This is a genomic window from Natribaculum luteum (assembly GCF_023008545.1).
Classification (GTDB): Archaea; Halobacteriota; Halobacteria; order Halobacteriales; family Natrialbaceae; genus Natribaculum; species Natribaculum luteum.
Genome location: NZ_CP095397.1, coordinates 344,203 through 368,082, shown reverse-complemented (window position 1 = coordinate 368,082; position 23,880 = coordinate 344,203). Strand labels below are relative to the sequence as shown.

The following is a 23,880-nucleotide window of genomic DNA, read 5'->3' as shown; positions in this document are numbered from 1 at the left end:
ACGCTCACACTCGGACTCGAGCGACGACGCAGTGTGAACGGTGCTGACGACTCTCGTCCATCTTTTATATCGATCGCAGTGGTCTGAGGGCTATGACCGACGTCGTTCTCGTCGACGCAGCGCGCACGCCACACGGACGATTCCTCGGCTCGCTCGCGGACGTCTCGGCGATCGAACTCGGGACGACCGCCCTCGAGGGGTTGCTCGAGCGGACCGCGTTCTCGAGGGAGGCGATCGACTGGGTCGGGCTGGGGAACGCGATCCAGGCCGGGCTCGGGCAGGTGCCCGCACGACAGGTTGCGGTGAACGCCGACCTGCCCGACTCGGTGGCAGCGACGACGATCAACGAGGCCTCCGGCTCGGGCCTGCGGGCGATCGCCCTCGCGACGGATCGGATCGCGTCCGGTCGGATCGACGCGGCCGTCGCCGGCGGTATGGAGTCGATGTCGAACGCGCCGTACCTCGTTCCCGGCATGCGCCGGGGGAGACGCCACGGCGACGCGACGCTCGTCGACGCGATGATTCGCGACTCGCTGTGGGACGAGACCTACGACGCCCACATGGGCACGCTCACGGAGGAACTCGTCGACCGGTTCGACGTCAGCCGGGAACGCCAGGACGAGTACGCACTCCGCAGTCACCGGCGGGCAGCAGCGGCCGTCGAGGAAGGGGTCTTCGACTCGGAGATCGTCTCCATGGCGACGCCAGGGGGCGAACTCGCCGAAGACGAGGGGCCGCGACCGGACACTTCCCTCGAGGCGCTTTCCGACCTCGCCCCGTCGTTCGACCCCGACGGGACGATCACGGCGGGCAACGCCTCGGACCTGAGCGACGGGGCGGGCTGTGTCCTGCTGGCGAGCGACGATGCCGCCCGCGACGCCGGCGTCGATCCGCTGGCTCGCGTGGTCGACTACGCCGTCGCCTACGACGACCCGAAGTGGTTCGGTACCGCCGTCGGCGACGCCGTCGCGTCGCTGCTCGAGGCGAACGACCTCGCCGTCTCCGACGTCGACCACTTCGAGATCAACGAGGCGTTCGCCGCGCCGATGGTGCACGTCCTGGATCGACTCGAGATCCCCGAGGAGAGGTTCAACCCCCACGGCGGCGCGATCGCGCTCGGCCACCCGATCGGAGCCAGCGGCGGGATCCTCACGACGACGCTCGCCCACTCGCTCGCGGCTGCGGACGCGACCCGCGGCGTGGTCGGGATGAGCGTCGGTGGTGGCGGCGGGATCGCGGCTCTGCTCGAGCGGTGAGCCGGCTCTCCCACTCGTTGAGGTACGACCGGTGATATATGCCGCTGGTCGTGGTATCCCGGGTCATGTCCCGAGACGACACGCTCTCCGGCGTCGACTCCCGTACGGTTTCGACCGACCGCCTCGAGACGCACGTCCTGGAGCGTGGCGATCCGAACGGCGAGCCGGTCGTCTTCTTGCACGGCAACGTCTCCTCCTCGCGATTCTGGGAGGACACGCTGGCCGCCCTCGACGAGGAGTACTACGCCGTCGCGCCCGACATGCGAGGATACGGCGACAGCGAGACGAAGCCGGTCGACGCGACGAACGGCCTCGGCGACTTCACTGCCGACCTCGAGGCGCTCCTGTCGGCACTCGACGTCGATGAGCCGGTCACGCTCGTCGGCTGGTCGAACGGCGGCGGCGTCGCGATGGACTACACGGTCACCGACCCCGACGCCGTCGACGCGCTCGTGCTCGTCAACCCGCTGTCGCCGTACGGCTTCGGCGGGACGAAAGACGTCGAGGGGACGGCGTGTTTCCCCGACTACGCCGGCTCGGGCGGCGGGATGGCGAACTGGGAGTTCGTCACCGGGCTTGAGCACCGCCTCCGCGAGGACGAGGGTGAGGCGAACCCGCGAACCATCCTCCGGTCGTTCTACGTCGACTCGAGCCACGAGTTCGATCCCGACCGCGAGGAGTCGTACCTCACCGGGATGCTCGATACCGCGGTCGGCGAGCAGCACTACCCCGGGTCGGTACGCGACAGCGAGAACTGGCCCGGCGTCGCACCCGGCGAGACGGGCGTGAACAACGCCATCTCGCCGAAGTACTGCGATCTGTCCGATCTCGTCGAGATCGATTCGAAACCGCCGATCCTGTGGATTCGCGGTGCGAACGACGTGATCGTCTCCAACGAGTCGCTTTTCGACCTCGGAACGCTGGGTCGGATGGGTGAGGTCGACGACTGGCCCGGCGACGACGTCTTCCCGCCCCAGCCGATGGTCGACCAGACCCGTGCCGTCCTCGAGTCCTACGAGGACCAAGGCGGGACGTTCGAGGAAGTCGTCTTCGAGGACGTCGGCCACTCGCCACACGTCGAAGTCCCCGACGAGTTCCGGGAGCGACTCGACGACGTGCTCGAGGCGTGACCGCGTCCCCGTCAGGCGATCTCGAGGTTCTCGCGGTCCGCGCCGGCGAGTTCGACCAGCGCGTCGGCCTCCAGGAGGTGTAGTTCGCCGGGAACCACGAGCAGATGGAGCGGGTCGCCGAAGTCACGTTCTGCGAGGTCGGCCATCGTCGCCGCCTCGACGAGCGGGTCGGGACTACCGGCGCGGGCGACGGCGACGCCGACGAGGTCGGGGTACTCCGCGGCCAGGAGTTCGGCCCCGACGTCGGCGGTCATGTACTCGTCTTCTGCGGCTCGCTCGTGGCCGACCTTGATGTCGAGGTAGACGACGGTGTGCAGGTCGCGAGCGCGGTTCCCCTCGATCGTCTCGGTGACGCTCGCGGGGAGGCCGTCGGCCCCGTGAGCGTAGGGAAACGGCAGGGTGGTCGCCTTCCCGAAGCGGTAGTTCTGGAGGCCGGTCAGCGAACTCGTGGCCGTCTGAGCGGTGACGCCGTGGATCACTCGCGTCTCGATCCCGCGCTCGTGGGCCCGGAGTCGGAGGTCGACGTGGGTCGTCGAGATCATCGTGTCGCCCGCGGTGAGGAAGGCCACGTCCTCGGTTTCGGCGGCCTCGAGGATCTCGTCGGGGTGCTGTTCGACGCCCGCGCGGTCGCGGACCTCGATCTCGACGCCGTGGTGGTCTTCGAGGTCGGAGACGGTCGTCCCGATCAACTCGCTGGTGTAGAACTCGGCGTAGGCGCGGTCTGCCGCACGAAGCGCCTCCTGGCCCTCGACGGTGATCGATCGTTCGTCGTAGAGGCCGAGGCCGATGAAGGTGAGCATAGCGAGCGTAGCGCCGTCGCGTATTATAACGCTATCGACCCCGCCTAGCCGGTCGGTGACACGAGGACGGACGCGAGGAAAACCAGCGGAACCGCAAACACGACGACGTACCAGAACGTCGCCCCGATGGGAGGGGCCCACGTCCGAAGGCCGTACCCGGTCGGATCCCAATCGAGACCTGCCCGTTGGAGGGGACTCCCGTTAGCAGGGACACTCCCCCCACGTAGACGGCCGAGAGGTACATTACCAAGTTCACGAGCGCGTTTGACAGTGCGGCGTCCGCGGGCGAAACGGACGCAAACACGAGGCCCGTTCCGACGAGAAACGGTAGCGATAGCGCCACGGCGACGTAGCCCCCGACGGTCGAACGGGACGGCGGCAACCGCCGGAAGAGCGCCCGAAGACGCCCGGAGAGCAACACCGGACACCGGAGGACCGAGACCACGAGTCCGGGGCTGACCAGGAGAAACGCGTATTCGAGCATCGACGTGGGATAGGGTGTGACGGTCGGTATCCACTCGTCATCTGTTTCTCGCTCGGAAACTCTGGTTGACGGTTAATGTATATATACTAATAAGAACGGTGTATGGAACGACGAAAGTACCTCACCGCGTTGGGCGTATTGGGAACCGCTGGAATCGCCGGCTGTCTCGACGACAGCAACGAGACGACCAACGGCGACGAGTCGAACGATGAAGATGACGGGTCGAACGGCAAAGATCATCGCGCTAACGAGGAGGCCGACGAGTCGACCGAAGAGGATGAAGCCGAACTGCTCGAGGTGGTCGACGCTTACTTCGAAGCGTCCGTTGCCGGAGATACCGACGCGATGGCCGACGTCGTCCACAGTGAGAGTCCGCTCAATCCCGAGAGGTGGGAGGAAGACGGCTGGAAGTTCGAGGGTACGGAGTCCGAAGAAGTGCCGGAGTACGAGGCCGAAGTCGTGGCCGAGAACGGCTCGGTCGAGGACGTGCTCGAACTGGAGAACGCGGCGTTCTGGTTCCAGAACACCGACCTCGAGGAAGAGATCGGCTCGCAGGAGATCGCCCTGGTTGACGTCGAGGGAGAGGTACTGGAGGACGACCTCGAACGGCTGGTGCTCGTGACGGAAGACGGCGAATGGCAGGTCTTCTTCGGCGGACCGATCGACGACACGCCCGACGATCCCGAGGAGGTCTTCGAGGAGCCGATAGTCGACGAGAACGACGACGTCGTCGCGGAAATCGACTGGGAATACGATAAAGACAGCGAATTCGCCGAAGACGCGGAGTGGGCGCGGGTCGTCCTCACCGACTCGCCGGGAATCGAGGCCGACACCGTCCGAATCGAGTCGACGATCGCCGACATGGAACTCGAGTTCTACCGGAAGGAGACCGACGGGATATCGACGACGTGGGCGGGTGCCGAAGGGGTCCTGGAACTGCACCCCGAGGGAGACCAGATCGTCGTGACGGCGATCCAAGACGGTGTCGAAGAGGTCGTCCACAGGGAACATTACCTGCCGGAGGAAGACGGCTAGGATCGATATTCGACGACCCTGGAAAAAGCTCGGTTCGCGCTCGATCGCTCCCCGGTCGCGATTAGGCGCTGTCGTTGAACCGCCGGTTCGTCGAGTACGGCGCGTCGCCGGGTTCGCCCCGGACGAAGTGGCCGGCCGGGTTGATCTCGCCGTCGCGCTCCATCGAGAGGAGTTCGACAAACCACGCCTCGTGTTCGATCTCCTCTTGCAGGATACGCGAGGCCATGTCGTACGTGCGCGGGTCCACGTCTCGAGTCATGTCACAGACCTCGCTCCAGGTGCGGATCGCACACCGTTCGGCCTCGAGCAGCACCTCGAGGATGCCCTCGGCGTCGAGGTTCTCGGTGTCGAACCCGCCCTCGCCGCTCATGGGCGTCGGCACCTCGGCATCGGGACAGGACGCCCGGTCGGCGAACTCGCGGATGTCGTTCGGGAGCGCACCGCCGAGTTCGTACACCCGTGGGGCGACGAGTTCGAAGTGTGCCCGGTCCTCGAGGCGGGCGTCCTCGGTGATCTCCTTGTAGTCTTCGTTGCCCGCGAGGTGCATTCGCAGGTTCGTATAGTAGTAGTACGTCGTGAACTCGGCACCGATCGCGTCGATCAGCGTCTCGCGGAGTTCTTCCGGCTCGAGTCCCCGCTCCCGGAGGACCTCCATCCCGACGCGCTGACTCGTGTCACCCGGAGAAACGCTGCCACTGGAGTGTGGTTTGTCACTGTCTGCCATTGCACGCGTTCTAACATCACACCCACATATAATTCTTTTAGGCAAGAGAATTATATTTGCGATCAGAACATTCTTTCTTCTGGTTCACGTAGCTCGGTGGTCGCATCGCGGCCGCCGAAGCGTCAGCGTTACGGCGTGCTGGCGGCGAACACCGGTATGGAAGTCCCGTGTGTCCGGGTCCCGCGCGAGGAGGGCGAGCGCACGCGCCGGGAACTCGCCGACGCGGACCTGATCGCCGACGAGTTCGAGATCACCGTCGCGGACGGTACGCTTTACATCCCCGTGACCGATCCCGAGGCGGTCCCGGACGCCCTCGAGGTCGTCTCTCGCGAGGTCCCGGAGCGCGAAACGCAGACCACGCCCGCCGACCGCCTGGGATTCGAGCCCTCCTACGAACGGCTGGGGGACGTCGTCATCGTCGACGAGGAGGACGACGAGCGCTCTCGAACGATCGCCGACGCCATCGTCGAGTCGGACCTGCCCGTCGAGACGGTGCTCAACAAGGCTTCGAAGGTCAAGGGTGAGACGCGGGTGCGCGACTGGGAGGTGCTCGCGGGCGAGGGAACCGAGACGGTCCACCGCGAGTACGGCTGCGAGTTCGCCCTCGACCTCGCCGAGGTGTACTTCTCGCCCCGACTGGCTACGGAACGCCACCGCGTAGCCGAGCAGGTGGAAGAGGGCGAGCGTGCGTTGGACATGTTCGCCGGCGTCGGTCCGTTCGTGATTCCCTTCGCGAAACGCGGGGCAGACTGCGTCGGCGTCGACGTCAACGAGTGCGCGATCGAGTATCTCCGGGAGAACGCCCGCCGCAACGGGGTCGAAGACCGCGTGACTGCAATCGCCGCGGACGTCCGGGAGGTCGCCCCCGAGTACGAGGGCTGGGCCGACCGGATCGTGATGAACCTCCCCCACAGCGCCGACGAGTTCCTCGAGTCCGCCGTCACGATCGCGGACGACGAGTGCGTCCTCCACTACTACGACATCCAGCACGAGGACGACCCCTTCGGTCCCGGCGAGCGAGCGATCCGCGCGGCCGCCGAACCCGAGTACGACGTGACCGTCGAGACCCGACGGACCGTCCGATCGTACGCGCCACACGAACTGAACGTCTGTCTCGACGTCCGACTCGAGCGGTGACGGCCTCGAGTGAGTAACTGTCACGTTTCCCTCTCTCACGACCGAAACGATTCGCAATCCTTATGGCTGGTTTCTGCCCTACGTAGAAGTGCACGCCGATGCACACTCGGGTGACGCGTGCCGGTGTAGCTCAGACTGGCAGAGCGAATCCTTCGTAAGGATTAGGTCGAGGGTTCAAATCCCTCCACCGGCTTATTTTGCTGCGAGCAACCTCGCGAGCAGCAAATACGCCAGAGGGATTTGAATCAGGGAGGAGCTTCGCTCCGACCGTGGTTCAAATCCCTCCACCCACACCGTTTCTGGCGAACCAGTTCTCGAGCGTGCCAGCGATCCGAACACCGAATCGAGAAGAACCCGTGGAACCGTCCGACAGTACGTACTCGAGTGCGCCAGTGATCACTCGGCGGGGCTGACCAGCACGGAACCGGAACTCTCGACGACGACCCGATGGTTGCAGTAGGTGAAAGAGACGCAGCCGTCGATCTGCTCGCTCTCGCGTCCTGGTTTGAAAAGCGAGTTGAGCGCGTCCGGGTCGATTACGTCGTACAGCGGCGGCAGCGGCTCTGCGTCTTCGTCGGTCGCGAAGATGCTCCGTCCCGAAGCCGCTGCGACGGCTTCGACGACCGCTTCGCTCAGCGACTCACCCGGTTCGAGTCGGTAGTGGACGGTTTCGGTTCCGTTCTCGTTTTCAAGCTTCTCTCGTACCTGGTTGCACTCTACGGACATGATTTGACTATACTCCAGATACCGCTGCAACGGGCAAGAGGCTAGAGTTGGCAATCCAACTCCTTTAAGTAGGGGCGTCGGTGGTGAGGGTGTGACGGAGCAGGTTCGCCTGCCCACGGCGGAGGATCGCAGAGAGCGCCTGGTCCGACACGTCCAGATCCTCGGCGAGCTCTTCGAGTGTCGTCTGCCGGGGAACGTCGAAGTAGCCCTCCTCGAGGGCGTGGAGGAGGACTTCGCGCTGGCGGGCGGTGACGCCGAACTCGTCGGCCTCGGAGAACTCGCCCTGGAAGAGGCTGACGAGCCGAAAGGAGAGGTTCCGTTCCCGACACACGTCCCGGTAGGCAAATAGCGCTTCTCGTGACGGGACCTGAGCGCGGTACCGCAGGGTTTCGCCCGAGCCCCAGATCTTGAGAAAGGTGATGTCGAGTTCGACCGCTTTCGAGTAGGTCATTCCGACGCGCCCCGCCTCCGTGAGCGAGATGCGGTAGAGCCGTCGCCCGCCGAGGTCGGCGAGACGTTCGTACTCCTCGATGGTCGGGTCGGACGGCAGCAGGCGCTCGAACTGCTCCAGGTCGTCGGTGTCGCCACTGGCCCAGAACACCAGTTTCGGGAGATCGTCCAGCGAGAGCTGTTCATCCTCGACCTGAACGTCGATGTCGGGGACGGTGCGTCTGGTGTCCAGGAGGATCGGATTGGTCAGTTCGAACTCTGCGATGAGACTCATCGAGTCATCGAGGTGACTTCTCCTCGACGGGCTAAAAAACCTCCCCGGGACAGGCCGACTCACAGCAGCGGCGACACTGTCAGCCCGGCCGCGATCACGAGAACCGGTGCGTCGAGCCGCGAGAACGCCAGTGCGGGGAGTGTCGGGTTCCACGAGAAACACCTCGCCTGCAGGGCCAGCGAGAGCCGATCCGCTCGAGCGAACGCTCGCGAGAGGCCGAGGATTCCCAGCCGACTGGCTCGCTCGACCGGGCCGCGTTCGTCGCCGAGTCGGGCAGCGACTGCCTCGCGGATCGTCCGTACGTCTGCGAGTAATACCGGGAGGAACCGGAAGACGAGCGCGACGCCGGTGCCGAGTAGCTGGCCCGCTTTTCCAGGGATCGTCTGCTGGATGGCAGCCCGCGAGTCGCGAACTGGCGTCGAGCGGACGTACGCCGCGCTGACGAGCAGGATCAACAGCACGCGGTAGCTCGCCAGCGCGGGGGTGACGGCTGCCGCGGGGTCGATCCACGGCGAGCCGAGCGTGACCGTGGAGACGACCGGCGCGGCCGCGAGGACGACGAGCGCAAACCGGTAGGCATACAGCGCGCGCGCGAGCGAGACGCGAGCGACCAGCAACGCGATCGCGGCGACGACGGACAGTGCGAGCAGCGCCCGTGGCGAGATGCGCGCCAGCGCGGCGACGGCGAACCCCATCTGGACGGCCAGTTTGGATCGGGGATCGAGCCGGTGGGCGACCGTCTCGTCGGGTTCGTAGGTCAGCATCGAGAGCGAGAGCGAGGGATGCGGACGCTGACCGACTCGAGTGCCTCGAGTGCGTTCTCGGGCGGCTCGTCGACGACGAGTCGACCGTCGGCCATGGCGATCACGCGATCCGCGAGCGCGAGGACGTCGCGCAGGTCGTGGGTCGCGACGACGACGCCGGTGCCGTCGGCCGCGAGGTCCTCGAGTCGCTCGAGGACGGACTGCCGGGCGGGTTCGTCGAGGCCGGTGAACGGTTCGTCGAGGACGAGGTGGGTCGGTTCCATCGCGAGCGCGCCCGCGATCGCGACGCGGGACTGCTCGCCACCAGAGAGCGCGTCGATGCGCTCGGTTTCCCGTCCCGACAGGTTCACGGCGTCGAGTGCGGAGGCCACCCGGCGGTCGATTTCCGCGCGCTCGAGACCGAGGTTCTCGGGGCCGAAGGCGATGTCGGCACCGATGGTCGCCGCGACGAACTGGTCTCGGGGGTGCTGGAACACCATGCCGACGCTCGTCCGGGCGGCGACGGGATCTGCCTCGGCGGAGACGCCGTCGACGAGCACCTCGCCCTCGTCGGGCGTCAGCAGAGCGTTGCAGTGTCGCAGGAGCGTGCTCTTGCCGCTCCCGTTGGCACCCGCGAGGACGACGAACTCGCCGTCGGCGATCGACAGCGAGACGTCCTCGAGGACGGGGACGTCGTCGAAGGCGAACGAGACGGATCGGAACTCGATCATCGCCACCACCGACGCCCGTCTCGACGGCCCGACGCGATCATACCGGATCGATCACGCCGCGTTTGGCGATGGCGATCGCGGTGACGATTTTGAGGATATCGCCGGGGATGAAGGGGACGATGGCGACACCGATCGCCGCCGCGAGTTCGACTTGTTGTACGTGCGCAAACCAGACGACGCCGAGTGCGTAGATGAGCACGAGCGCGGCGACGAGGCTCCCGACGAGCACCGGCAGGGACGTCTCGGCGGGGTCCCGGAGGCGGTCGAGACTGCGGTGGACGAACAGCCCGACCAGCACTGCGCCGAGCAGGTACCCCAGGAGGTAGCCACCGGTGTATCCGACCAGCACGCCGACTCCGGCTTTGCCCTCTGCGAACACCGGTGCGCCGACCGCGCCGGCAGCGAGGAACAGTCCGACCGACGCGCCGCCCCAGAGTGGCCCGAGATACAGCCCGGCGAGGTAGACGACGAGCACCTGCAGCGTCACCGGGACGGGTGAGAACGGGAGTGGAATCGACACGTACGAGGCTGCACCCATCAACGCCGCCAGCAGCGCCGCGCGGGCGAACAACCCCACGGTGTCGGCATCGACGAGTTCGACCGAATTACGTTCCGTTGCCATACCCGGTGTGTGTCGTAAACCAAAGTTAGTGCTTTGGTTTACGGCAGGGTTGGTCATCTGTCGTCGTACCGGGGAGAGCAGTCCTGTCACCACGCTATCCGATATACTACCGGTCATACGGTCTGCTGTACCGACGTTTCGCAGCGATCGCCCGACGGGACGCGGTCGCTGCGGGACGGACGTACAACGGTCCGTATCAGTCGTCGCTTCCCGGCCCGTCTGTGGCGTACGCAGGCCCCAATGGGCCGCTTCATGTCACCCGTCTATCCGGCGTGTGACGTAGACGACGTGACGACACCAGCCCTCGAGGACGCACGTCGTCACACTGCAGTCGGCGAGTCTGCGAGTTCGAAACGTACCGTTCGCCGCGCCGTTCGGTCTGCAACCGGCAATTGTGTCCCCGCTCTAACTGAAACGACCGGGGCGCTTATACGTCGAATCGTCCCGCCAAGGGAGACATATGGCAGTCGTTACAGCGTATTCGACTCGGCGGAATGGGCGGGGGCGAGCATGAATCGCGTCGCACTCGTAGTGACAGTCGTCGTCGCGACGGGCATGGTCTCGAGTGCCGTCGTCGCTCCCGTGCTCGCAGCAGGGGCCGAGGAGTCCGGACTCGAGCGCCGTGGCGGCGACGCGCCACTCGAGGCGGCAAGCGGGTCGGCACCGATGGCAGCAGGAAGCGGACAGGCGGCGGTCCGGTCGACGGCTGGGGCGGGCGCACAACGACAGCAGTCACAGCATGCACAGCTACAGCAAGAACAGGAAGACGCCGTCGAGGAAGGCGTCGACGAGGGGATCGAGATCGTCCAGTCACAGGGCGTCGAGGTGACCCAGGAGCAGCGAGCGGCGGCGATCGACGGGGCGCTCGAGTCGGTCTCCCAGCACCAGGAGGCCGACGTCGAGCAGGTCCAGCAGGCGACGGCTGGCGCGGTCCACGGCGCGCTGGTCCAGGACCAGCAGGTCGACGTCGAGCAGGTGCAGGCGGTCGTCGGCGGTGCGACCGACGGCGCACTCGCGCAGAACCAGACGGCCAACGCGACCCAGATGCAGAGTGCGACCTGGGGTGCCGCTCACGGCGCGATCGCACAGAAACAGCGGGCGACGGTCGACCAGCTACAGGTCGCGACGCGAGGCGCTGCGGCGGGAGCCACACGCGAAGCCGGCGAGAACGACGTCGGGAAGGCCGGCACGATCCGGGAGGCCGCACAGGGCGCGGCCTACGGCGTCATCGAGCAGTACCAGAACGTCACGGTCGAACAGCGCCAGCAGGTCACGCTCGAGCACGTCCAGTCGGCCGCAGCGGGCGCGTCGGCGGGCGCGCTCGTGGGGGCCGTCCAGGAACAGCGCGTCGACGTCGAGCAAGTCCAGCGGGTGACGATCAAGCAGGTCCAGCAGGCTGCGATGGGTGCCGCTCGCGGCGCGCTCGTCCAGCGCCAGGAGGTGAGCGTCGAGCAGACGCAGGCGGCCGCACGCGGTGCCGGCAAGGGCTCGCTCGAGCAGATCCAGCGCGTCGAAATCGAACAGGTACAGCGAATTTCGATCACGCAGATCCAGGAAGCGTCGTTCGGGGCGGCGAAGGGGTCGATCTCCCAGAGCCAGGAGGCGACGGTCGAGCAGATCCAGGCGGCAGCCGAGGGGAGCGCCGGTGGCGTCCTCGTCCAGCGCCAGGAGGTGTCGATCACGCAGGTCCAGTCCGCCGCAACGGGTGCCGCGGCAGGAGCGGTCTCGTCGGCGGTCCAGAACCAGGTGGTCGACATCGAGCAGATCCAGGCGGCGGCCCGCGGTGCTGGCCAGGGTGCCGTCACCCAGGTCCAGATCGTCAGCGTCGTTCAGGTGCAGGTCCTCGCCGAGGGTGCGTCGGCGGGCGCGCTCTCGCAGGCCCAGGAGGCGACGGCCGAACAGATTCAGGCGGCGGCGAGCGGGACCTGTCTCGCCGTCGGCGAACAGATCCAGACCCAGGAGGTGAGCGTGACGCAACTACAGGAGATCGCCGAGACGACAGCCACGGACACCGCCACTACCGCCGCCGAGCAGGACATCGAAGACGCGGACGAACTCGTCTCGGTCGCCGCCGAAGACGTCGAGGAGCGTCTCGAGGAGGACGAGGAAGAACCTGCAGACGAACCGGTCGACGAAGCGGACGACGAAGGAGAAGACGAAGGAGACGAGGAGGCACCACCAGAACCCGAAGCGACGCTCTCCGTCGCCGGCCAGACGGGCGACGGGACGACGCTCACGGTCGACGAGGCGAGCGCCTCCGTCGACTACTACCTCGCCGTGAGCTACGACGACGAGACAGCAACGAGCGACGACTTCGACGCGGACGAGACCGCCGAGAACGCCACGCTCGAGTTGGAGCCACCGCTCGAGGAGGACGCGACCGTCGACGTCGAGGTCCGCGCCGCCGAGGACGACGCGGTGCTCGCAAGCGAGACGATCGAGTACACGGTCGAACTCGAGGAGCCGACGCCCGAAGCGACGCTCTCCGTCGCCGATCAGACGGGTAACGGAACGACGCTCACCGTCGACGAGGCGAGTGCCTCCGTCGACTACTACCTCACCGCGAGCTACGACGACGTGACCGTCGAGACCGACTCGATCGAGGCGGACGAGGCCCTCGAGAACGCCTCGATCGAGCTAGAGCCACCACTCGAGGAGAACGCGACCGTCGACGTCGAAGTTCGCGCCGCCGAGGACGACGCGGTACTCGCGAACGAGACGATCGAGTACGCGGTCGAACTCGAGGAGCCGACGCCGGTGGCGAACGTCACGTTCACGGACCAGACGTCGAACGGGACGAACGTCACCGTCGACTCGGTCGAGGCTCCCGACGGCGGCTTCGTCGCGGTCTACGACGCGGACGCGCTCGAGGTTGGAGACGTCGACGACCTGACCGTCGACGACCTCGAGCCCGAGAGCGTGATCGGCGTCTCCGACGCCCTCGAGGCCGGCGAGACCGAGAACGTGACCGTCGACCTCTTCGACGTGCCCGGCCTCGAGTTCGACGAGGAGTCGCTCGAGGAAGGAGAGCACACGCTGCTGGCGGTCGCCCACCGCGACACCGACGAGGACGAGTCGTTCGGCTACGCCGAAACCGATGGCGACGCAGACGAACCGTATCTCGAGGACGACGAGACGGCGGTCGCTGACGACGCGGTGGTCACCGTCGAACCGGCCGAACCCGAAACGCCGGACGAACCGGTCGAAGCCGACGGCGACGAGGCAGAACCGGCCGAACCAGAGGTCGAGTTCCTGAACTGTACGGCCGTCGAGATCAGCGGCGAGGTCGACGCAATCGAGTACACCCAGCAGTTCTACGCGACCGACGGCCTCGACGAGGAGACCGCGACGCCACAGGTTCCGTGGGAGCAGCTCGCCGACGGAAACGGAACGACGATCGTGCGGATCGGTCCCGAGGAGCGGGCGTTCGAAGACGACGACACGAGAGTCGTCCAGATCGAAGATCGGGGCGCGTACCCGGCCGAAAACGACCGCTCGTCGATCCTCGCGTCGATCGCCCTCGCAGACGACCAGGGCGAGTTCGAACAGGCGATCGACAACCCAGACGCCGAGGACTGTCTCGAGGACGTGCGACCGATCCGGCCGGAACTGACCGTCGAGGAGACGACGCCGACCGACGACGGCATCGACGTCACCTTCGGCTACGAGAACCCGAACGAGAACCCGATCGTCGCCCAGAGCGCGTTCGTCGAGGGGACGACCGCCGACGAACCGCCGGAAGAACTCGCGTCGGGTACGTCGACGTTCACCGTCGAGTGGACGCCCGAGAGCGACGACGAACGCCTCGTCTGGGAGGTCGACCTCTCGAGTCACGGCTACGACGAGCCGGCGACCGTCGCGACGCCGACCGCCGGCGAGGTCGCGCCACTCGAGGGGCAGGAGTCGCCAGACTCGGAGAATCAGAGCAACGGAGTTGCTGGCTAGTCGCTCGCGACCCGTTCTCTAGACCGTCTCAGTGCTGGTGGCCGGTGGCTTCGCCGAACGTAACGCCAAAACGCTCCTCGAACAGGTCCATCACGCGCGCTTCCTGTGCCTCGAGTTCCGCGTCGGCTTCCTCGCCGTGGTGAACGATGTGGTGTGCGCGACTGGCAAAGGAGAGCAACGCGATGTCGCCGACGGTTTCGGTCGGCGACTGCCCGCCTTCGGCGACCAGCTCGACCAGTCCGGCCGGGAGCGTTACGTCGTCTTCGTCGCCGTTTTCGGACTCGATCGTGAACGTGATCGTCTCGACGTCGTCTGACATACCTCCCCGGACGGCGGGCGCACGTAAAGGTGTGGCGACAGTGGGTTCACCGGCACTAGCCGTCGGCATTTATGATCGTTCGCGGCATTCGTTCACTTGCTATGCCTACGGTCGAACTCGACGAGGAGACGATCGAGCGTCTCGACGCGCTGCGCGTCGAAGACGAGTCGTACGACGAACTCGTCCGTGAACTCATCAACATCTACGAAGCCAGCGAGTACACGATGTTCCATGCAGGCGACTGATAACGACTGTCGTGTGTCAGTACCGATGCACTCGAGAACCGTCGTGCGGTTGCACCGGGACCAGCCACGACAGACAGTATGAGTCGAGGCGCTACTCGTCGGCGACGGAGTCGCGAATCGAGTCCCACCGGCCGTTGGACTCGAGGTGTGACTGTAGCTGTTCGGCGTACTCCTGGGTGAGCGTCTCGGCCGCCTCGCGTTCGGCCTCGTAGGAATCGCCGCCGCCACCGCCCATCCCGAGTGCGCCCTTGATCGAGTCGACGATACCGCCGCCAGACCCGGAGTTCTGGTCCGGCGTCGCACCGCCCATCGCCCCGACCTGCGAGCGGACGTTCTCGAGTTCGGGCAGGATCTGCTCGATTTTTTCCGTGTTGGCGACGATTCTCGCTCGATCGGGGTCCTCGGGATGTTCGATCTCGAACTCGGTGGCAGTCATGATGAGACTCCACTCCTGGCTCGTGAATCGAGAGCCGGCGATCCGCGAGGAGAACTCCTGATCGACGGTCATCCGTTCGCCGACGATCCTGTCGGTCCACGAGTCCTCGGTCATGGCCACCGGTTGGGTCGGTGAAGGTATAGGGTTTCCCCTCGAGAACGTTTCGTCGTCCGTTCGACCGAAGGGCGTTAGAACGCGCCCCCCTCGAACGACGCGTCGGCGTGGAGGCTGTCTTTCAGCGCGTCGTGGACTTTACAGAGTTCGAACGCGCGCTCGATGATCGCCTCTCCCTTCTCGTCGTCGACGTCCTCCTCGACGCGAATGTCGAAACTGATCGACTCGAGTTTGTCGTCGTCGTTGAGGTCGCCCGAGACGTCGATCTCGATGCGCCCGAGGTCCTCGACGTCGCGTTGCTGGCCGCCGACGCGGAGCGCGGGGACGTAACAGGAGCCGTAGGCCGCGAGCAGGGCCTCGAGCGTGTCCGGGGCGTCCTCGGCAGTCGCGTCGATCTCGGTCTCGAACTCGCGAATCTCGTTGGTCGCACTGAACCCCTCCTCGGAGATGGTGGTGACGTCTTTCGACATGGCAAGAAAACGGACGACGGCTGGTGTCGTAAACGTTGTCCACGACACGTTCGTCGAAATGGCTGGCGGGGCCGGTCAGGGAAGTCGCTCGCCGAGATCGAACGGTTCGTCGGCCTCGAGGGCGTGGACCTCGGCGTCGCTACCCGTCGCCCTGACCTCGCGGGCGAAGTCCTCGGGGTCCTGTTCGATCGGCGGGAAGGTGTCGTAGTGCATCGGGAAGGCGTGGTCGACGTCGAGCCAGTCGACGGCGACGGCGGCCTGCCAGGGACCCATGGTGAAGTGGTCGCCGATCGGGACGGCAGCGGCATCGGGCTCCAAGAAGGGCGCGATGACGTCGCGCATCTCGGTCATGAGTCCGGTGTCGCCAGCGTGGTAGAACGTCTCGCTCTCCTCGTCTGCGCTCTGGGTCGGCTTCGTATCCGAGACGACGAAGCCAGCGGGCATCCCGGCGCTCCGGTCGTTTTCGGTCATGATGCCGTTGGTGTGGTCGGCCCGGTGCATCGTCACGTAGGCGTCGCCACACTCGACGGTGCCGCCGAGGTTCATCCCCATCCCCCCGACGGCGTCCTCGAAGCCGAACTCCTCCTGGGCGTAGGAGACGAGTTCCGGCGTTGCCACGAGCGTCGCGTCCGAGAACTCACCCGCGTGGGCGATGTGGTCGGCGTGGCCGTGGGTCAACAGCACGTAGTCCGGCGTCTCCACGTCCGACGGCTCGAGGTCCGTCTTCGGGTTGTCGAAGAACGGGTCGATCAGCAGTTCCGTGTCGCCGACGGTGACGTGCCACGTCGAGTGGCCGTGCCAGGTGAGTTGCATGACGTCGTCACCTTCGTCCGTTACGAACTTAAAATTGATCGCAGGCGACTTTTCCTCTCTCGCCTGTGGTGGAATCGAGAGACGGAACGCGAATGTACGATCACTGACTTTTATGATGTCGAGGTAGCAATGACGTACTGCTGGACGAAGCGATCCGCACCTCGACCGCGCCTGGGTGGCCGTCGACCCCGCTGACGACTGCTCGCGTGCGATCGAGCGTTCTCCGGTTCTCGTCCAGCCGACAGGACGACTGGCCGCACGAACGATGACACACCACCCGGCCAACACGGCCACGCCCGACGCGGCCACAGGGATGCGGCGATGACGTGTCGTTTTTTACCTGGACATCGTACGCGTACGACGACTATGCTTGCGCTGGAACTCGAGGAGTTCATGGTTGAACTGAAAGAGGGGTCGATCAAGAACGTCGGACCGACGAACAAGTCTGCGACGGTCAAACTGTTCGACGTCGAACGCGCACAGGCTCGCGAGTTCGGCGACAAGCGGGTCAAACTCGTCTTCGAGGACGACGAGGGGAACGAACTGCAGGTGTCGCTGTTTCCCGAAGACGTGCGGAAAATCGTCCGCGACGTCGAGGCGCTCGAGGACGATTCGCCGGTTTTCGAGTGACTTCGGTCGTCAGCTGCCGAGATTCTCGAATTCTATCGGCGTGATGGACGGTCGTGTTCGTCGGCAGCCGTGACGAGCGCGATTCGACAACCGTTTTAGGACGAAACTGCTTGTGCCGAATAGATGGGCAACTGTATCATCTGCGGCAAGCCCGTCGACGGGCTCGTCTGTGAGACCCACGAGGAGGACGCCGTCTTCGAGTTCGAAGGCGACTCCCCCTCGCAACTCACCCCCGGTCGCTACTACCGGGGTACTGTCGATGGTTACGCCGATTTCGGCGTCTTCGTCGACCTGGGCGACCACGTCACGGGACTGCTGCACCGAAGCGAACTCGATCGCCGGCTCGAGAGCCTAGACTGGGAGCCGGGTGACACCGTCTACGTACAGGTACTCGACGTCAGAGACAACGGCAACGTCGACCTCGGCTGGTCGATTCGACAGGCAGACCGCGAGTTCCGCGGGACGCTGATCGACGCCCCCGGTGGCGAACGTATGCCAGGCGAGGACGAGTCGAGCGAACCGGACGAGTCGACCGCCGATGCGGGCGACGAGACCGACGCCGTGACCAACGGCAGCGGGACGACGGCCGACGAGAGCGAACCGGCCACCCCGACGATGGAGGTCGAAGAGCCCGAATCCCCGCTCAAGCCGACGAGCGTCGGTTCGCTCGACGACCAGGTCGGGAGCGTCGTCCGCCTCGAGGGCGAAATCACCGGCGTCCGCCAGACCAGCGGCCCGACAGTGTTCGAACTCAGCGACGAGACGGGTGCCGTCGAGTGTGCCGCCTTCGAGGAGGCAGGCGTTCGTGCCTACCCCGCAGTCGACGTCGACGACGTCGTCGCACTCGAGGGCGAAGTCGAGCGCCGCCACGGCAGTCTGCAGGTCGAGACGGAGACCCTCGAGATTCTCGAGGGCGACGACCGAACGGAAGTCGAGCAGCGACTCGAGGACGCCATCCAGCAGGAGGCGCGTCCGGAGGCGGTCGACCTCTTTGCCGACCACGACGCCGTCGCCGCGGTCGAGGACGACCTCCTCGAGGCGGCGACGACGATCCGTCGTGCGGTCATGGAAGCGCGTCCGATCGTCGTCCGCCACAGTGCGACCGCCGACGGCTACGTCGCCGGTGCGGCCATCGAACGCGCCGTCCTGCCGCTGATCCGCGAGAAACACACCCGCGACGACGCCGAGTACCACTACTTCGAGCGACGGCCGCTCGACGGACGGGTCTACGACATGGACGCCGCCACGGGCGACGTCACGTCGATGCTCGAGGCGCGAGATCGACACGGCGAACAGCTCCCGCTGGTCGTGCTGGTCGACGCCGGCTCGACGGCCGAGTCGACAGACGGCTACGACCTCCTCGAGCTCTACGGCGCGAAGCGGCTGGTGATCGACGACAGCCACGCCGACGCGGAGATCGCCGGCGAGGTGTCCGTGGCTGTCAACCCGACGCTCGGCGACGTCGACGGCGACGACGTCACGTCCACGGCGCTTGCGGCGAACGTCGCCGCCCACGTCAACGACGACGTGCGCGAGGACCTCACGCACCTCCCCGCGGTCAGTTACTGGGAGGGCGTGCCGGACGCCTACACCGAGATCGCGGCCGAGGCAGGCTACGACGAGACCGACATCTCCGAGCGCCGCGAAGCCGTCGCGCTCGAGGCCTACTACCAGTCGTACAAGGACAAGCGCGAACTCGTCGTCGACCTGCTGTTCGACGGCGCCAGCGGCCTCGCCGCACACGTCTCCGAACAGTTCCGCGACAAACTCGAGACCGAACTCGAGACCGCACGCGAGAACCTCGAGACCCGGTCGGTCGGCGACGTCACGGTCGCCGTCCTCGACACGGCGGCGTTCACCCACCGCTTTGACTTCCCGCCGACGGAGTTACTGCTCGACGAACTCCACCGGCGCGACCGCGAGGACGACCGGTTCGTCACGCTCGGCCTCGACGAGGACGAACTCCACGTTCGCGCGACCACGACCGTCGACGTCCGCGAACTTGGCGAGACGATCGCCGAGACCGTCCCCGACGCCGGCGTCCGCGTCGTCGGCGGCCACGACGGCTACGTCGAATTCCTCTCTGGCGAACGCGGTGCGGTTCGCGACGCCGCACTCGACGCACTCGGCGACACGCTCGCGTAAGAGCCACGCCAGTTCTCCCGCCCGCTATCTCGAGTAGCGGCTGCGCTGTCGATTTCGAAGACGCGATCGTCGAGGACGAGAAACAGCTTTCTGTCGTGCGTTTGCACTGTGGCGTATGGACGACGGCGTTCGGGAACGAATTCGGGAGAACGCGACCGAGATCGTCTCGATACTCGTCACTGGAATCTGGCTCGCGGCGATGGTCACCGACCAGTCGTGGTGGTTCGCCGCGTTGCTCGTCGGCTACGTCGTCGTCGTGCCGCTCGTCGCCATCCTGTTCGACGACGAGACGGATCGACGCGAGCGGCACGACGACCGGTCGAGCGAGGACGCCACCGCGGACGCGACGACCAGCGACCGGGCAGCCGCGGACGACCGCGACGCACTCGAGACCCTCCGCGATCGCTACGCACGTGGCGAACTGACCGACGAGCAGTTCGAACGCAAACTCGAGCGACTGCTCGAGACGGAGACGCTCGAGGAGACGTCCGAGTGGCACGGACGGCGGGAGCGCGACCAGGGTGGCGAGGACGGCCGCGAACCGGCGTTCGACCGGGAGTAGTCGAGGGGCGCTGGCGAGCGGACTGGAAAGTGGCGGTCGGTGCGATCCGTCTCACGGGGTGAGATGCGATTCGTCGGGCGAACCCCCGCTCGGCAGGTGACTATAGCGCTTTCGCCGTCCTCTCGATCTCCATGGGAACAGCTCACGAACGGGTCGACCCGGAACGAACCGACGCGCTGCTCGAGTCGCTGCTCGAGGCTGCCGGCAGCGCAATGGCGCTCTTCGGTATCCACGTCGGGGATCGGCTGGGCTACTACGACGCGCTGGCGGCCGGGCCACACACCTCGACGGAACTGGCCGACGCGACGGACACACACGAGCGCTACGCCCGCGAGTGGCTCGAACACCAGACGGTCACGGGCGTGCTGACGGTCGAGAACGCTGGCGACGAGCCGGCCGACAGGCGGTACGCGCTCCCGGAAAGTTACGTCGAGGTGTTCTGTGACCCCGACAGCCTGAACTACTTCACCCCGCTCGCGACGCTCATCGCGGGGGTGGGGCTCCCGCTCGAGGACGTGATCGACGCGTTCCGAACCGGCGGCGGCGTCCCGTTTTCGGCCTACGGCGACGTCACCCACGAGGGGATCGCGGCGCTGAACCGGCCAGCCTTTCTCAGCCAGCTCGGTCCCGAGTGGCTGGCGAGCATCCCCGACGTCGACGCGCGTCTGTGCGAGGGCGGACGGGTCGCGGACGTCGGCTGCGGTCACGGCTGGTCGAGCATCGGGGTCGCCGAACACTACCCCGAGACCGTCGTCGACGGCTTCGACCTCGACGAGGCGTCGGTCGAGCGGGCGGCCGACCACGTCTCCGCCCGGAGACTCGAGGACCGCGTCACCGTCACTCACCGCGACGCGGCCGACGTCGACGCCGACGGCGAGTACGACCTCGTGATGGCATTCGAGTGCGTCCACGACCTCTCGGATCCCGTCGGCGTTCTCGAGACGATGCGCCGACTCGCAGGCGAGGACGGAGCCGTCCTGGTCGTCGACGAACGCGCCGGCGAGACGTTCACGCCGGCGGGCAACGACGTCGAACCGCTCCTGTACGGCTTCAGCGTGCTTCACTGTCTGCCGGTCGGTATGGCAGACGAACCGGGTGTGGGTACCGGAACTGTCATGCGGCCGGGGACGCTCGAGAGGTACGCGACCGACGCCGGGTTCTCGGCGGTCGAGGTGTTGCCGATCGAGAACTTCTTCTTCCGGTTCTACCGGCTCCACGCGGCGAGTGCATGAGCACTCGTACGGACCGCTGTACGTCCGTCCCGCAGCGACCGCGTCCCGTCGGGCGGTCGCTGCGGCAAAGCGGGACAGCAGACCGTATCAGTCGTCGGCTTCGGGTTCGTCATCGACGATTGCCGCCGACGACTCGCCCGGCCAGGTCACGCTGCCCAGGAAGGGGACGCCGACCTGCTCGGCCGACCGGGCGATCATGTGTGCACCCGACGGGACGGTCAGAAAGAGGAAGGCGATCCCGACGAGCGCGGTGAGCCCTTCGCTGCCGGGACCGAACTCGACGAAGCCGGCCAGGAAGATCGCGGCCGTCCCGAGCGTCGTCGGCTTGCTCGTCGCGTGCATGCGGTTGTAGACGTTCGGGAACCGGAGCAGGCCGATCGTCCCGACGGTCAGGAAGAACGTGCCGACGACGACGAGCGCGGCGATTACTGCGGCGCGGATCATTCGATCACCTCTCCCTCGATGATGTACTTCGCGACGGCGACCGTCGCGATGAAGCCGATGATCGCGAGTACGAGACTGACGGTGATAAACAGCCCGCGCCCCGTCAGGAGGGCAAACAGCGTGGCGATCGCGACCACGTTGGTCGCGATGGCGTCCAGTGCGACCACTCGATCCGGGATCGTCGGCCCCCGGATGACGCGGTAGCCACAGAGGACACAGAGCCCGCTGACGAGGATCAGCGCCGCGTTGATCGTCGTCTCGAGGAAGGCGGGTGTGGCCTCAGTCATCGGTCTCCTCTCCAGTGCTGCGGATCTCGCCCGGCGGATCGTCCGGGGACAGCCGTTCGTCGAATATCTCGAGTGCGTAGTCTTCCCATCGGTGGATCGGTTCGACGGTCGACTCGAGGTCGGTACCGTCGATGACGTGGACGTACAGTTCGTTCGCGTCGGGTTCGTGGTCCAGCGTGACCGTTCCTGGCGTGATCGTGATGCTGTTCGCGAGGGTGGTGATCGCGAGGTCGGTCTCGACGCGAAGCGGGATCGCGATGACCTCCGGATCGATCTGCGTCCCGGGGGCGAGGACGCGGTAGGCGACGTCGACGTTCGCGCGGACGACCTCGTAGGTAAACGCCAGAAAGTACAGGCCGACGAAGGGGAGTCCATGGACAGTTTGCCGGAGGTCCACGCGCTTTACGTACAGTCGCCGGAAGACGAACGCGACCGGCAGGCCGACGACGAGACCGGCGAGGAACTGGCCGACGATCGCGGCCGGCGACAGTTCGATGCCGCGGACGAACACCCACAGCACGGCGAAGACGATCCCCGCGATCGGCCAGGTTCGGACGTTCATCCGCTCTCACCTCCCCGCGGCGCGACGGCGTCGACGTAGGTCTCCGCGTCGAGTGCGGCCCCGGCGGCGGCGTCCGCGAACCGGTAGATCGGGTCGAACCCGACGCCGACCGCGAGGATCACGGTCGCGAGGGCGACGAGGACGGCCACCTGTACCGGGTCGATCGTGGCGTCTTCGACAGTCGGCGAGCGGGCACCCCAGAAGCCGCGGTTCCACGCCCGCGTCGCGTAGGCGATCGTCAGCAGCGATCCGACGAGCAAGAGCGCGATCACGGCCGACGCGTCCGCCCGAACCGCGGCGTCGAACACGAGGAACTTGCCGAAGAACCCCGACAGTGGCGGGATGCCGACGAGCGAGAGCGCACCGAGCAGGAACGTCCCGGAGAGGGTGGGAAAGTGCCTGGCCAGCCCACCTAACCCGTCGAATCGGATCGTTCCGGTCGCGTGTCTGACCGTCCCGGCCGCGAGAAACAGCAGCCCCTTGGCCAGCGAGTGGTTGAGCGCGTACACCAGCGCTGCGAGGATCGCGAACCGGCGGAGCCCGGGTGCCGTCGTCGTCGCCGCGACCGCGACTGGAACGGCGATAAAGCCGACCTGCCCGATGCTCGAGTACGCGAGGACGCCCTCGAGGGAGTCGCGGTCGATCGCGCCGAGGCCGCCGACGAGGATGCTGCCGGTGGCCATGACGAACAGTACGGCCCCGACGAACGCGAGTGGCGTCGTGGGTTCGATCCCCGGGAGTCGGACGACGACGGCCGCGTCGGCGAACACCGTAAACGAGACCCGGACGATCGCGTAGATGCCGACCTTCTTGCTCGCGGCGGCGAGGAGCGCGGTCACCGGCGGCGGTGCCGCCCGGTAGGCCGTCGGGATCCAGAACTGGAACGGGACGAGCCCTGCCTTGAGCGCGAACACGGAGAGCAACAGCGCCAGCAGTCCGACTGTCGGACGGGTGTCGATGCCGTAGGCCGCTGGCTCGGCCAGTCGCCGCGCCATGTCGGCCATGTTGAGCGTGCCGACCGTCGCGTAGAGACCCCCGACCGCGAGCAAGAAGACGGCACTCGCCACGAGGTTGAGCGAGACGTACCAGAACGCTGCGCGCGTGTGGAGGGGGCCGCCGTAGAAGGCGACGAAGACGTAACTGGTCATCAACATCACCTCGAACCAGACGAACAGGTTGAACAGGTCGCCGGTGAGAAACGACCCGGTGACGCCGAGCAACAGGAAGTGAAACAGCGGATGGTAGAACGTCCGCCGCTCGGACGACGGAACGTACCGCGCCGAGAAGACGGTCGCCGCCGCCGCGACCGTGGCGACCATCGCCAGCATGAACGCCGACAGCCCGTCGGCGACGAGCGTGATGCCGTACGGTGCCGGCCAGTCGCCGACCTGGTAGGTCGCGATTCCCGGCGCGTCCGGCGCGAGGACGACCTGCCAGCAAAGCGCCGCGACCGCGAGCGCGTACCCGAGTCCGCCCGCGACGCTGACGACAACTCGAGCGCGAACCCGCTGACGGAGCAACAGCGTCACCACGGCCGTGAGGAGGGCGACGAGCATCGGGGCGA

General features: G+C 66.5%; 26 protein-coding genes, 1 tRNA gene and 1 pseudogene. 11 read left to right on the top strand and 17 right to left on the bottom strand.

Translation table 11 applies throughout. The features are described 5' to 3' along the window. Window positions 1–92 precede the first annotated feature (92 nt). Window positions 93–1,256 carry a thiolase family protein gene (locus MU558_RS01980; protein ID WP_246971506.1) on the top strand — a complete coding sequence of 388 codons (1,164 nt, stop codon included), beginning with the start codon at window positions 93–95 and terminating at the stop codon, window positions 1,254–1,256. Between the two features lie 65 nt (window positions 1,257–1,321). Continuing rightward, the gene (locus MU558_RS01975) at window positions 1,322–2,386 is read left to right on the top strand and encodes an alpha/beta hydrolase (protein ID WP_246971505.1); all 1,065 of its coding nucleotides are present in this window, start codon (window positions 1,322–1,324) and stop codon (window positions 2,384–2,386) included. 11 nt (window positions 2,387–2,397) lie between these two features. Here MU558_RS01975 and dph5 read toward each other — a convergent pair whose 3' ends face one another. The 3 genes and pseudogenes from dph5 to MU558_RS23495 form a co-directional block, all read right to left on the bottom strand. Next, window positions 2,398–3,186 (bottom strand): diphthine synthase, encoded by a 789-nt coding sequence (gene dph5 / locus MU558_RS01970; RefSeq protein ID WP_246971502.1) that lies wholly within the window; start codon window positions 3,184–3,186, stop codon window positions 2,398–2,400. A 44-nt stretch (window positions 3,187–3,230) separates the two neighbouring features. Continuing rightward, window positions 3,231–3,521 carry a DUF8162 family protein gene (locus MU558_RS23500; protein WP_486642002.1) on the bottom strand — a complete coding sequence of 97 codons (291 nt, stop codon included), beginning with the start codon at window positions 3,519–3,521 and terminating at the stop codon, window positions 3,231–3,233. After that, window positions 3,446–3,670, bottom strand: a pseudogene (locus tag MU558_RS23495) (DUF8162 family protein); the annotation flags it as partial. The gene MU558_RS23500 and the pseudogene MU558_RS23495, both read right to left, overlap by 76 nt. Window positions 3,671–3,772: 102 nt before the next feature. Here MU558_RS23495 and MU558_RS01965 point away from each other — a divergent pair. Then, complete coding sequence (locus tag MU558_RS01965; RefSeq protein ID WP_246971500.1) at window positions 3,773–4,705, top strand: hypothetical protein; 933 nt, start codon at window positions 3,773–3,775, stop codon at window positions 4,703–4,705. A 61-nt stretch (window positions 4,706–4,766) separates the two neighbouring features. On the opposite strand, the gene dps is transcribed toward MU558_RS01965, so the two are convergent. Next, window positions 4,767–5,429 (bottom strand): DNA protection during starvation protein, encoded by a 663-nt coding sequence (gene dps, locus MU558_RS01960; RefSeq protein ID WP_246971498.1) that lies wholly within the window; start codon window positions 5,427–5,429, stop codon window positions 4,767–4,769. 156 nt (window positions 5,430–5,585) lie between these two features. Here dps and MU558_RS01955 point away from each other — a divergent pair, with 156 nt between their 5' ends. Then, window positions 5,586–6,566, top strand: coding sequence for a class I SAM-dependent methyltransferase (locus MU558_RS01955; RefSeq protein ID WP_246971497.1), 981 nt, complete (start codon window positions 5,586–5,588; stop codon window positions 6,564–6,566). A 119-nt stretch (window positions 6,567–6,685) separates the two neighbouring features. Further along, window positions 6,686–6,759, top strand: a tRNA-Thr gene (locus MU558_RS01950). 203 nt (window positions 6,760–6,962) lie between these two features. On the opposite strand, the gene ddfA is transcribed toward MU558_RS01950, so the two are convergent. The 5 genes from ddfA to MU558_RS01925 form a co-directional block, all read right to left on the bottom strand. Further along, complete coding sequence (gene ddfA, locus MU558_RS01945; protein ID WP_246971496.1) at window positions 6,963–7,292, bottom strand: DdfA family disk-determining factor; 330 nt, start codon at window positions 7,290–7,292, stop codon at window positions 6,963–6,965. A gap of 64 nt (window positions 7,293–7,356) precedes the next feature. Then, entirely contained in the window at window positions 7,357–8,016 is a 660-nt protein-coding gene (locus MU558_RS01940; RefSeq protein ID WP_246971495.1) for a helix-turn-helix domain-containing protein, read from the bottom strand. A gap of 59 nt (window positions 8,017–8,075) precedes the next feature. Continuing rightward, a complete protein-coding gene (locus MU558_RS01935; RefSeq protein ID WP_246971494.1) occupies window positions 8,076–8,780 on the bottom strand; it encodes an energy-coupling factor transporter transmembrane component T family protein in 705 nt (234 codons plus the stop codon). After that, window positions 8,774–9,490 (bottom strand): energy-coupling factor ABC transporter ATP-binding protein, encoded by a 717-nt coding sequence (locus MU558_RS01930; RefSeq protein ID WP_246971493.1) that lies wholly within the window; start codon window positions 9,488–9,490, stop codon window positions 8,774–8,776. The genes MU558_RS01935 and MU558_RS01930 overlap by 7 nt, the downstream gene beginning before the upstream one ends. Before the next feature lie 37 nt (window positions 9,491–9,527). After that, window positions 9,528–10,112 carry a biotin transporter BioY gene (locus MU558_RS01925; protein WP_246971491.1) on the bottom strand — a complete coding sequence of 195 codons (585 nt, stop codon included), beginning with the start codon at window positions 10,110–10,112 and terminating at the stop codon, window positions 9,528–9,530. A 510-nt stretch (window positions 10,113–10,622) separates the two neighbouring features. On the opposite strand from MU558_RS01925, the gene MU558_RS01920 reads away from it, so the two are divergent. Beyond that, on the top strand, window positions 10,623–14,057 hold the full coding sequence (locus MU558_RS01920; protein ID WP_246971489.1) for a DUF7282 domain-containing protein: 3,435 nt from the start codon (window positions 10,623–10,625) through the stop codon (window positions 14,055–14,057). A 28-nt stretch (window positions 14,058–14,085) separates the two neighbouring features. On the opposite strand, the gene MU558_RS01915 is transcribed toward MU558_RS01920, so the two are convergent. Further along, window positions 14,086–14,376, bottom strand: coding sequence for a DUF7545 family protein (locus tag MU558_RS01915; RefSeq protein WP_246971487.1), 291 nt, complete (start codon window positions 14,374–14,376; stop codon window positions 14,086–14,088). Window positions 14,377–14,477: 101 nt separating this feature from the next. Between MU558_RS01915 and MU558_RS01910 the strand changes: the two genes are divergently transcribed. Further along, a complete protein-coding gene (locus MU558_RS01910; RefSeq protein ID WP_246971485.1) occupies window positions 14,478–14,621 on the top strand; it encodes a DUF7557 family protein in 144 nt (47 codons plus the stop codon). 91 nt (window positions 14,622–14,712) lie between these two features. Here MU558_RS01910 and MU558_RS01905 read toward each other — a convergent pair whose 3' ends face one another. The 3 genes from MU558_RS01905 to MU558_RS01895 all read right to left on the bottom strand — a co-directional run bounded on the left by MU558_RS01905 (window position 14,713) and on the right by MU558_RS01895 (window position 16,454). Beyond that, on the bottom strand, window positions 14,713–15,171 hold the full coding sequence (locus MU558_RS01905; RefSeq protein ID WP_246971483.1) for a DUF5799 family protein: 459 nt from the start codon (window positions 15,169–15,171) through the stop codon (window positions 14,713–14,715). Window positions 15,172–15,245: 74 nt separating this feature from the next. Continuing rightward, window positions 15,246–15,641 (bottom strand): OsmC family protein, encoded by a 396-nt coding sequence (locus MU558_RS01900; RefSeq protein WP_246971482.1) that lies wholly within the window; start codon window positions 15,639–15,641, stop codon window positions 15,246–15,248. A gap of 75 nt (window positions 15,642–15,716) precedes the next feature. Further along, window positions 15,717–16,454, bottom strand: a complete 738-nt coding sequence (locus MU558_RS01895; protein WP_246971480.1) for a metal-dependent hydrolase — start codon at window positions 16,452–16,454, stop codon at window positions 15,717–15,719. 366 nt (window positions 16,455–16,820) lie between these two features. Here MU558_RS01895 and MU558_RS01890 point away from each other — a divergent pair, with 366 nt between their 5' ends. From MU558_RS01890 to MU558_RS01875, 4 genes are all read left to right on the top strand, one after another. Then, window positions 16,821–17,084 carry a hypothetical protein gene (locus MU558_RS01890; protein WP_246971477.1) on the top strand — a complete coding sequence of 88 codons (264 nt, stop codon included), beginning with the start codon at window positions 16,821–16,823 and terminating at the stop codon, window positions 17,082–17,084. 123 nt (window positions 17,085–17,207) lie between these two features. Then, window positions 17,208–19,229, top strand: coding sequence for a DHH family phosphoesterase (locus MU558_RS01885; protein ID WP_246971475.1), 2,022 nt, complete (start codon window positions 17,208–17,210; stop codon window positions 19,227–19,229). Window positions 19,230–19,344: 115 nt separating this feature from the next. Continuing rightward, window positions 19,345–19,791, top strand: coding sequence for an SHOCT domain-containing protein (locus MU558_RS01880; RefSeq protein WP_246971473.1), 447 nt, complete (start codon window positions 19,345–19,347; stop codon window positions 19,789–19,791). Window positions 19,792–19,922: 131 nt separating this feature from the next. Then, complete coding sequence (locus tag MU558_RS01875) at window positions 19,923–21,023, top strand: class I SAM-dependent methyltransferase (RefSeq protein WP_246971470.1); 1,101 nt, start codon at window positions 19,923–19,925, stop codon at window positions 21,021–21,023. A gap of 87 nt (window positions 21,024–21,110) precedes the next feature. On the opposite strand, the gene mnhG is transcribed toward MU558_RS01875, so the two are convergent. From mnhG to MU558_RS01855, 4 genes are read right to left on the bottom strand one after another with little or no spacing between them, the layout of a single operon-like run. Then, window positions 21,111–21,467 carry a monovalent cation/H(+) antiporter subunit G gene (mnhG, locus tag MU558_RS01870; protein WP_246971467.1) on the bottom strand — a complete coding sequence of 119 codons (357 nt, stop codon included), beginning with the start codon at window positions 21,465–21,467 and terminating at the stop codon, window positions 21,111–21,113. Further along, complete coding sequence (locus MU558_RS01865) at window positions 21,464–21,754, bottom strand: MrpF/PhaF family protein (protein ID WP_246971465.1); 291 nt, start codon at window positions 21,752–21,754, stop codon at window positions 21,464–21,466. The genes mnhG and MU558_RS01865 overlap by 4 nt, the downstream gene beginning before the upstream one ends. Further along, a complete protein-coding gene (locus tag MU558_RS01860; RefSeq protein ID WP_246971463.1) occupies window positions 21,747–22,316 on the bottom strand; it encodes a Na+/H+ antiporter subunit E in 570 nt (189 codons plus the stop codon). Before MU558_RS01860 ends, MU558_RS01865 begins: the two co-directional genes overlap by 8 nt. Further along, entirely contained in the window at window positions 22,313–23,872 is a 1,560-nt protein-coding gene (locus tag MU558_RS01855) for a complex I subunit 5 family protein (protein WP_246975071.1), read from the bottom strand. The genes MU558_RS01860 and MU558_RS01855 overlap by 4 nt, the downstream gene beginning before the upstream one ends. Between the last annotated feature and the right edge of the window lie 8 nt (window positions 23,873–23,880).